1 protein-coding gene is annotated in these 705 nt (G+C 41.4%); it reads left to right on the forward strand.

What is annotated here, in order from left to right:
• Nucleotides 1–22 precede the first annotated feature (22 nt).
• Nucleotides 23–705: DMT family transporter (locus tag ACS8FD_RS20620; RefSeq protein ID WP_439277239.1), on the forward strand; the 683-nt coding region annotated here is incomplete at its 3' end.

A 705-nucleotide genomic window follows, 5' to 3' on the forward strand; every position in this document is an offset into this window, starting at 1 on the left:
TTATATACAGGATTGCACCATTATGATCCGCTCTACCCTTTGGATGATTGGCGCATTCAGCTCATTTTGTTTGATGGCCATTGGTGCTCGTGAGCTGAATAATGAAATTGGTGTTTTTCAGATTTTATTCTTCCGAAGTATCATCGGCCTATTGGTACTATTGCCAATCGTACTGCTGTTGAAGAAGGCGCGTTTCTCATTTCCCACACGTATCAAACTACACCTAGTAAGGAATCTATTTCATTTCGCGGGACAATACGGTTGGTTCTTAGGCATAGGACTACTGCCCCTAGCCACCGTTTTTGCTATTGAATTCACTGTCCCTTTTTGGACGATAATCATCTCGTATTTCTTCTTAAAAGAATCTATCACGGTAAAAAAAGTTATTGCCGTACTATTAGGCATTCTTGGGATAATAGTCATCGTTCAACCTAGCCTAGATGTTGCTCACTATGCGTCACTAATCGTGTTGGGTGCAGCCATCTGTTATGCCTTTTCTCATGTGGCCACAAAATCGTTATCTAATACGGATAGCCCAATCACGATTATTTTTATGATGTGTTTTATACAAGCGCCTTTGGGGTTGCTTTTATTTATAGACGGGTGGACGACGCCAGTAGGTATTCAGTGGCTATGGCTTATAATTATAGGTGTCACGGCGCTATCGGCACATTATTGTATGACCAAAGCCATGCAATATGCAGA

The sequence above is a fragment of the Psychrobacter sp. 1U2 genome, from assembly GCF_051847575.1.